This is a genomic window from Microcoleus sp. Pol12A5 (assembly GCF_036701435.1).
In the GTDB taxonomy this organism is placed as follows: Bacteria; Cyanobacteriota; Cyanobacteriia; order Cyanobacteriales; family Microcoleaceae; genus Microcoleus.
In genome coordinates this window covers 1-7,526 of record NZ_JAUBQU010000190.1, presented here as the reverse complement: position 1 = coordinate 7,526, position 7,526 = coordinate 1, and the positions used below count along the sequence as shown (strand labels likewise).

The window sequence follows — 7,526 nt, the reverse complement described above, 5'->3', positions numbered from 1 at the left end:
GCATCGGGTTTAAGCGGTGATGATGCGCTGACGGCTGCGTTTGAAGAAAACGCTCGCGATGTCGCTCGGATTGGCGGTAGCTAGGGTTTAGCATGAGGAATGGGTAATGGCTGTTACTAACAACCAATTACCTATTCCTCACGAGCGATCGATTACCAAATTGTTCAGCAACTAACCTCGTCGTCTAACGGAATCTCGATCTTCAATCCCCTTGGTGAGTACGATAATGATCTATCACCTCTTGAACCTGATTTATACTTTCTTGCGCTTGTAACTCTTGGGCAATATCTAAGGCTTGCTGTAGCTTCTTCAATCCTTCCTCTAGTAGATTGTGAGCAATCAAAAGTTGTCCGAGTAAGCACAAAGTAGCAGGTTGAGTGTTTTTGTGATTAACCCTGCATTGAAATTCATAAGCTTTATGAGCAAGTTCAATAGCGTTTTCTAGATTTCTCTCCTGACAAGCAGAGTAAGCTTTCTCATGAAGTCGAACTGCCTCAAAGTTATTTACAGCAAAAAGTATTTGCTGTAATTCCTCAAGTCCATCAAGCGGATTTTCTTTAGCTAAAGAAACAGCCCTTTCAATATCTTGTATTCCACCTTCATAATCGCCCTGATATGTTTTGATTTGCCCAATTAATGAGAGGGAGTTTGAACACCAATCAACATCTTTTAATAATTCCGCTAGTTTCAAACATTGCAGAGCGGTAGTAAGTGCATCATCAAATTCTTGGTTATGAAATTTCTCTTGAGATAGTTCAAACAGTTGTCTGATCTTTCCATACTGTACCGCCAAAGCAGCATCTTGCATTTCTTGCTTTCTGGATAGTTTTTGTTCCTCAGCTATTTCCAGCGCCTGAAATACTTTACTAATACCTATTTCAAAATCTCCATGCCTGATTAGAAAGTTTCCACACCACAAGAGAATAGATGATTTAATTTCCTCATCTTCAACTTCTTCAACTATAGATAAGGCTTGTCCAATCAATCTAAGTGCTGCTTCTACATGACCGTGATTTTCCTCTCCAACTGCCATCTCATATATCTGTAAAGCCCTATGAGAATGAGCATCTCCGATCAGCTTTTGGACTTCTTTGATATCCTCAGTTTGATTGACTTTGGAATAAAGCTCTAGAGAATCTGTTAGGTGTTTAAGTGCTTCATCTAGGTCGCCTTGAATAGATAAAACTTCTCCAAGAAGCTTGAGAATAGTAGCATGAAGAACAACATCACTGGCTGAGTTAACTTGTTCCAAAGCTTGCCTTAAAAAATCTGTTCCCGCATCATAATTTCCCTGTTTTATTTGCAGCAGTCCCATATCTCTGAGAGCAAGCGCATACAACTTAGGGAGTTTAATTGTGCTGGCTAGTTCTAAAGCAGTATTGATTTTTGCTTCTGCCTTACAAAATTCATTTCTATCTATCAGTATTTCGGCGGTTAGTAGTAATACATTAGCTTGAGTCTCTTTGTTTCCAATTTTTAAAGATAATTGGTAGGATTCTTCAAGAAACTTTAAAGCTTCACCAATATTGTTTTGACGTTTATGAAAAATTCCTATCTCTTGAAGCGTCAGTGCTTCATGTGGTCGATTGCCATTATTTCTGTGCAGTTCTAGAGCTTGATTATAAAGCTCTAAAGCAAGCTCACGTTCGCCACACTCCGATCTAAACGTGGCTAAATTTTGTAAAAGCTGTGCCTTGATCCAAAGATTATCAATTTGGGGCAGTAGATTATTTAATTGTTCTAGAAGTTTCCTTGCTTCTTCTATTTCACCTTGTTTTAGCTTCAGCGATGCAGTATTGCTGAGGAAACTAATTTTAACCTCAAAGTTCTTGGATTGTACTTCGTCTGAAACTAAACCTGACAATAAATTATCCCAAGCGTCAATTTGACCAAGATCAACTTGCAAAGCAGCCATATTAGTTTGTATAGTAAACAGTAAATCTTTGTCTATTAATTTTTTGGCAAATTCATACGCCTTTTTATAATTTTTTAGTGCTTCTTCGGGTTCACCTAAATTTTTTCTAATCTCCGCTAATTGATTGAATGATATAGCTTTACCAAGATCGTTATCAGTATATTCATCAATTTGAATAACTTGTAAACAGAGTTCAAGAGCCTTTTGATAGTTCCCTTGTTGATTATGCAAACCAGCTAAATCATGAAGTATAGAAGCTTTAGTAATTTTATGAAGTACAAAATCTTTTTGCGTTTCGCATTGCTGAGAGCATAAATCTAATGCCTCTTGATAATTATGTAAAGCTTCTTCTACTTCACCAATATGTTGCTGCGCTTTTGCCAGATTGTACAGAAGATTAGGAGATACAATATGGACTCCCAAATCACCATAAGCTCTGTAATAGACAAACTTGCATAGCGTCGCTACCTCTCTATACCTTTTTTGCTTATTCAGACGCGTCACTAAAAACCAGTTTGCTGTGATTAATACATCTGGTCTTAAGCCTGCAGTTGCAAGTCGGTACAATTCAAATAACCTATCCGTTGGTAAATCTTGCTCTAAAAAAGGATCGTAGAGAGAAGATTCTAATAATTCTTTTTTTGTCTCTAGAGCGTTTTGCAAACCTTTAGCGAACCATATCTGATGCAAATGTTCCACCGCAGTTTTGTATAACTCGATCGAGTCTTCAGGAAAATCAAGAAGTGGTTCTAAAATTCGCGGAACATAGTACAAAGTCTCTTCTTTACTGTGTATGCGCTCAAGTAAACCGAGTGCAACAGAGCGGGAGATATAACTATCTACCTCAAAAGTTTCTGGGCAAATATTTTTTATAGCAGAAGCAGGTACTGGTAACTGATAAACTAAGCAAAAACCAAGCATTCGTCGCAATTTAGTTTGTTGTCGCTTCAGTAATTCCTCTGCCAAAATACTTTCACGGAACTCTTTGCTGGTTTTCTCTACTTCCTCCAGAATTTGTTTTTGATTAAGATGCTGTACTTGTAAAACTTTGTTCAACCATTCCAACAGGCGAGGATTACCAGCCGAACTTTTCAAAGCTTTGAGTCGTAGCTCTAGATCGACTTCAGAACCAGGTGCAAAAGATATTAGACGATTACATTTCTTCTGTAAATCGGCACCTGATAGTGCAGCTAATTGCTCTCGATATAATCGTTGATTTAGCTCGGGAAGCGGAAAATCATATCTAGATGTGATGATTACTCGGTGAAGACGAGATTGAGTTATCGCCTTCAATAAAGGCATCAGGACTGGGACAGTATCAGGCTTGAGAACAGCAATACCGTCCGTTCTCAATTCTAAGTTTGCTTCAAAATCATCTAGAACAAAGATTAGACTTTGCCCTCGTTCATTTAGCCCTTCTCGTAAGAATTTAGTTAACTTTTGCGTCAGCGGGAGTTTGCCTTGTAGAATTTCTTGCCCAGTTTCCGATAGACATTGTTCTGCAAGCTGCCTTAGCAGTTTGTCCTCATCTAATTGTCGGTAGATAAATATTGTGTGGTAGCCCTGTAAACGTTCTAAAAGCCTCGCTGCGATCGTGCTTTTCCCAACTCCACCTAAACCATGCAAAATCACACCTAGCTTATCTGCTGCTCGTAATGCTCTCAAGCTACGTTGCAGTATTCTGCGTCGTCCCACAAATTCCTGCTGTGTAGCCACTCGAACAATTCCTTGCGAATCTAGAAACTGTTCATAAATTGGTTCTTCTGGCAACCATACCCCATCGCCCAATGGTTCAACCAATGCTTTTGGGCACTTACCCCTAACATACAGCCTCACTAGATGCCAGTCCTCTACCTTAGCCTCTCGCAAATGCTTATAAGTATTGGCAAGTGCCTCTGCAAGTTGGTATCCAGCAGCAAGTTTGCTATAGAGATATGCTGCGGCTTGTGTTGCGACTACATCTGCGATCGGTCTTCCCCAACTTAAAACGGCTCTACATCCCTCCTCGATCAATGATTCCGCCAAAGAGGATACTGCACCATTACTCGGTGCTTCACCTGTTCGGCAACCTGATAAAAACACTAACTGGGGCATACGAAATCGCAAAGCAGTAGCAATTTCCGAGGCATATGCAATATGGCGTTCTCCAGTTTCTGTTTCTGTTAAAAAAAACGGTTTTTCATCTTCAATAGATGAATGTCCTGTCAAATGAAACACATCGAATGGTTCGCGATAACGCCCCCAGAGCTTGCTCAATTCTGTAATGCACCCACTTTCCTCAACTCGTAAATCGAGAGGAATATCTCTGGTTTCCGTCAAAATTTGGGCTTCTTCCTGTTCAAAATCTAGTGATGGTTCTACATTGTCTGGCGACGTTGCCATGAATAAGAGCCGTAGAGGACCTTGCTGAATATCGTGCGAATCCTGGACAGGACGATCGACCCAACGTATTGGCACAATCACTGGATTTACACGTTCTACAATAAATTGCGCTCCATCATGTAAAGTCTCCCAGGGCAAATGTCCTAATCGTTCACGCACATCTAGTGCTAAAACTAACCCTTCATCTGTACAGTCATTAATTGCTCGACTCAACCACCTACCAGTACCATCTAACCAGCAGAAGAGTTGATGTCCCATACCTTTCAAATCAGGCAGCGACATATAATAGCTGCCTTTTGCTTTCTGGATCAAGTTGTCGATCGATGATACATCAAGCCGTTGGGTTTCGTACCTTGCGGGATCTCCAAAGGCGTAACGCAGTTCTACAAACTGCTTTTCAAGCGCTACTAACTTGATGTAAAGCGTTTGCACACTAACTCTCCAGTTCTTCTAGTACGGCACGAATATCTTCAATCGTGGCATTCTCTAAAACCACTCGAACATCTCCAGCCACAAGCACTACATCAAATTTCTTCTTAGATTTCTTATATTCCTGATACCACTTCCGAATTTGTTCAGCAACTGCGACTGTACCGCCTACGATCCCTATAACAGTACCTATCACTGCCAATGTGCCTTCCTTCGTAGGGATAGAACCTTTTGCTACTTCCCAATTCCCCTGCAAACCCGTGGTTTCAAAGAGCTGTGCAGCCGCAAGATCAACATCTTCACCTTCAAGAGACAGCTTTACTTCTGGCATATATCAACCGAGTAAATATGAATACCAGTATACTCTAACAGAAGTAGAGGAAATTGTGCAATGGATAAACTAATAGAGTATCCCCAATTAATCAAACGTATTTTGACCGAGTATGTAGAATTGTGCCGCCATCCTCAACCAGGCATCGACACATTCTTGATTACCGACGAACAAAACGGTCATTACATCTGGATGAATCTTGGCTGGGAAAAGGGCGATCGTATTACCGGTATCACTGTTTACGTTCGGATTCGCGATGGTAAATTCTGGATCGAGGAAGACTGGACAGAAGATGGGATTGCAACGGATTTGGTGCGTGCAGGAGTTCCCAAGGAAGATATTGTATTGGCATTTCACGAGCCTGGAATGCGACAGTACACAGATTTTGCAGTAGTTTCCTAGTAATTTATCAAACTTTAAATTGCTGTTGACCCACTCGTTTGATATAATGTTGTTACTAGATTGTAGAATAGCAATCAAAAAAAAGGGATAATTATGACCGTCGAACAAGCCATTTTGGAAAATGTAAAGGTCTTATCGCCCGACCAACAACAAGAAGTCTTAGCTTTCATCAAATTCTTGCAGTCCGATAAATGGGAAGATATCTATAAAGGACGCTTCAAAGAACTGCAACAAAAAATTCGTCAAAACACTGATATCGATCCAGATGATGACCCCATCGAAACAGTCCTCGAAGGGCTTCAGCAAGGCTTTCATGAAGCAATTACCGGACAAACTTTCCCTTTGTCTCAACTGTGGGACGGAATCGATGACAACTGATCCACAATCGATCCAAATTGAAGTCACCCCCCGATTTCAACGAGACCTGCGAACTTTAGCCAAACGCTATCGCAACATTCGCAACGACATTCAGCCTGTAATCGAACAACTTCAAGCGGGGTAACTTCCGGGCGCTCGCATTCCGGGAATGGAGTACGAAATTTTCAAAGTCAGAATTAAGAACAGCGACATTCAAAAAGGCAAAAGCGCGGGCTACCGTGGTATTTATTACCTCAAAACTAGCGAGTCGATCGTTTTGGTGACTATCTATTCTAAATCAGACCTATCAGACATCGCCGCCGATACAGTTCGAGAAATTCTAGCCCAATATGAGCAACAATTTCCCGAATCCGAAGAATTATGAATCAAGAATTTTTGAACTCGATCGAGTCCAAGTATCTACTTGAAAAACTCATCTACCGCTAAGTTGAATTTCACGCACCTTGAGGGGCTAGAAACAGGTTATAGCGTTGAGTTATTCGATTTGTTGGGGAACACTGTAGCAGTTGCGAGGCTACCTGGAAGTTATTTGCGATCGCCCACAAGTGTAGACATACCTACAGTCATGATATTGCCCGAAGGCGATCGCCCCTAAAATATTTACAAAACTAAATTTGGTATGCGATCTATATCTAGCTGTTAAAATAGATAAACCTGAGCGTTAAAATCGCCAATGTATGACAGCAAAAATACACCTCAGCAACTTGGGTAATTCCTTGGCTTTGCCAATACCGGACTAGGGCGATCGCATCGGGTTTGAGGGGTGATGATGCGCTGACGGTTGCATTTGAAGAAAATGCTCGCGATGTCGCTCGGATTGGTGGCAGCTAGGGTTATGGGGTAGAATCCTACTCATGTAGCAAGGGGCTTAAAGCCCCTTGTCCGAGTTCCTACACACTATGCAATGGAATATCTAACTTTTAGAGAAGCCGATCGAGAGGACATACAGGCGATAATCAATATTCACAATTCTAATGCGCGCGGTCAAAATACGTCGATCGAGCGCGGCTTTTTGCTAACAAAAATTACTGAAGATGAGATTGTCAAAAGCTTAAATAATTCATGCAGATATTTGGTGGCCGCTAAAACCGATGGGGAAATTCTAGGATTTGTGGCTATATCACAACCCAAAATCTCTGAGGAAATGTTGGATAAAATTATCTGGAAAGATGAGGCTTTTAAGAAAAGAGTCACAAGCGACCGGCATTTTTATCTCGAAAGAGTAGCAACAAAGGTAGATTGGATGGGTAGAGGTGTTGCTCGATTTATGTATAAAGAAATTTATCAACTTTTTCCAAATTCATTTATTTCGCTGTTTATTGTTACCCAGCCAATAGCTAATACTCGTTCCCTAATGTTTCACCACAAACAGGAATTTGAACAAATAGGAACTTTGCAAGTTGACCTATTTCTCGATTTAGAAAATTATGAATGTATTGTGATGTTTAAAGAAACTTGAATTTATCATGAGTGAGTCTCCAAGCAGAAGCAGACCTCAATCCAGCCTAACAGGAATTACCAGAAGCGAGGGAACTGTTATCTCCGCGAATTGCCATCTCAAATAAGCTCGATCTAACTCCCTTGGCGGCTGCGATACTTCCCATCCTCGCAGTAAAAATATTTTGCCCAAACAAAAAGCGCCCCTATTACTAGGAGCGCTTTTTGTTAATCGATAGCTAAAACTTAGCC

The 7,526-nt window shown here is 40.8% G+C and carries 8 protein-coding genes; 6 read left to right on the top strand and 2 right to left on the bottom strand.

The genetic code is table 11. The features are described 5' to 3' along the window. Positions 1-202: 202 nt before the first annotated feature. Both QUA45_RS27010 and QUA45_RS27005 read right to left on the bottom strand, forming a co-directional pair. Positions 203-4,729 (bottom strand): tetratricopeptide repeat protein, encoded by a 4,527-nt coding sequence (locus QUA45_RS27010; RefSeq protein WP_333222895.1) that lies wholly within the window; start codon positions 4,727-4,729, stop codon positions 203-205. 1 nt (position 4,730) lies between these two features. Beyond that, a complete protein-coding gene (locus QUA45_RS27005; RefSeq protein ID WP_333222893.1) occupies positions 4,731-5,057 on the bottom strand; it encodes a hypothetical protein in 327 nt (108 codons plus the stop codon). Positions 5,058-5,117: 60 nt separating this feature from the next. Between QUA45_RS27005 and QUA45_RS27000 the strand changes: the two genes are divergently transcribed. The 6 genes from QUA45_RS27000 (at position 5,118) to QUA45_RS26975 (ending at position 7,296) form a co-directional block, all read left to right on the top strand. After that, positions 5,118-5,459 carry a XisI protein gene (locus QUA45_RS27000; RefSeq protein ID WP_333222891.1) on the top strand — a complete coding sequence of 114 codons (342 nt, stop codon included), beginning with the start codon at positions 5,118-5,120 and terminating at the stop codon, positions 5,457-5,459. Positions 5,460-5,552: 93 nt separating this feature from the next. Further along, positions 5,553-5,837, top strand: coding sequence for a hypothetical protein (locus QUA45_RS26995; RefSeq protein ID WP_333100305.1), 285 nt, complete (start codon positions 5,553-5,555; stop codon positions 5,835-5,837). Next, positions 5,827-5,961, top strand: a complete 135-nt coding sequence (locus QUA45_RS26990) for a hypothetical protein (protein ID WP_333100307.1) — start codon at positions 5,827-5,829, stop codon at positions 5,959-5,961. The genes QUA45_RS26995 and QUA45_RS26990 overlap by 11 nt, the downstream gene beginning before the upstream one ends. 24 nt (positions 5,962-5,985) lie before the next feature. Continuing rightward, on the top strand, positions 5,986-6,201 hold the full coding sequence (locus tag QUA45_RS26985; protein ID WP_333222889.1) for a hypothetical protein: 216 nt from the start codon (positions 5,986-5,988) through the stop codon (positions 6,199-6,201). A gap of 39 nt (positions 6,202-6,240) precedes the next feature. Beyond that, positions 6,241-6,432, top strand: coding sequence for a hypothetical protein (locus QUA45_RS26980; protein WP_333222887.1), 192 nt, complete (start codon positions 6,241-6,243; stop codon positions 6,430-6,432). A 309-nt stretch (positions 6,433-6,741) separates the two neighbouring features. Further along, positions 6,742-7,296, top strand: a complete 555-nt coding sequence (locus tag QUA45_RS26975) for a GNAT family N-acetyltransferase (protein WP_333222885.1) — start codon at positions 6,742-6,744, stop codon at positions 7,294-7,296. Positions 7,297-7,526 lie beyond the last annotated feature (230 nt).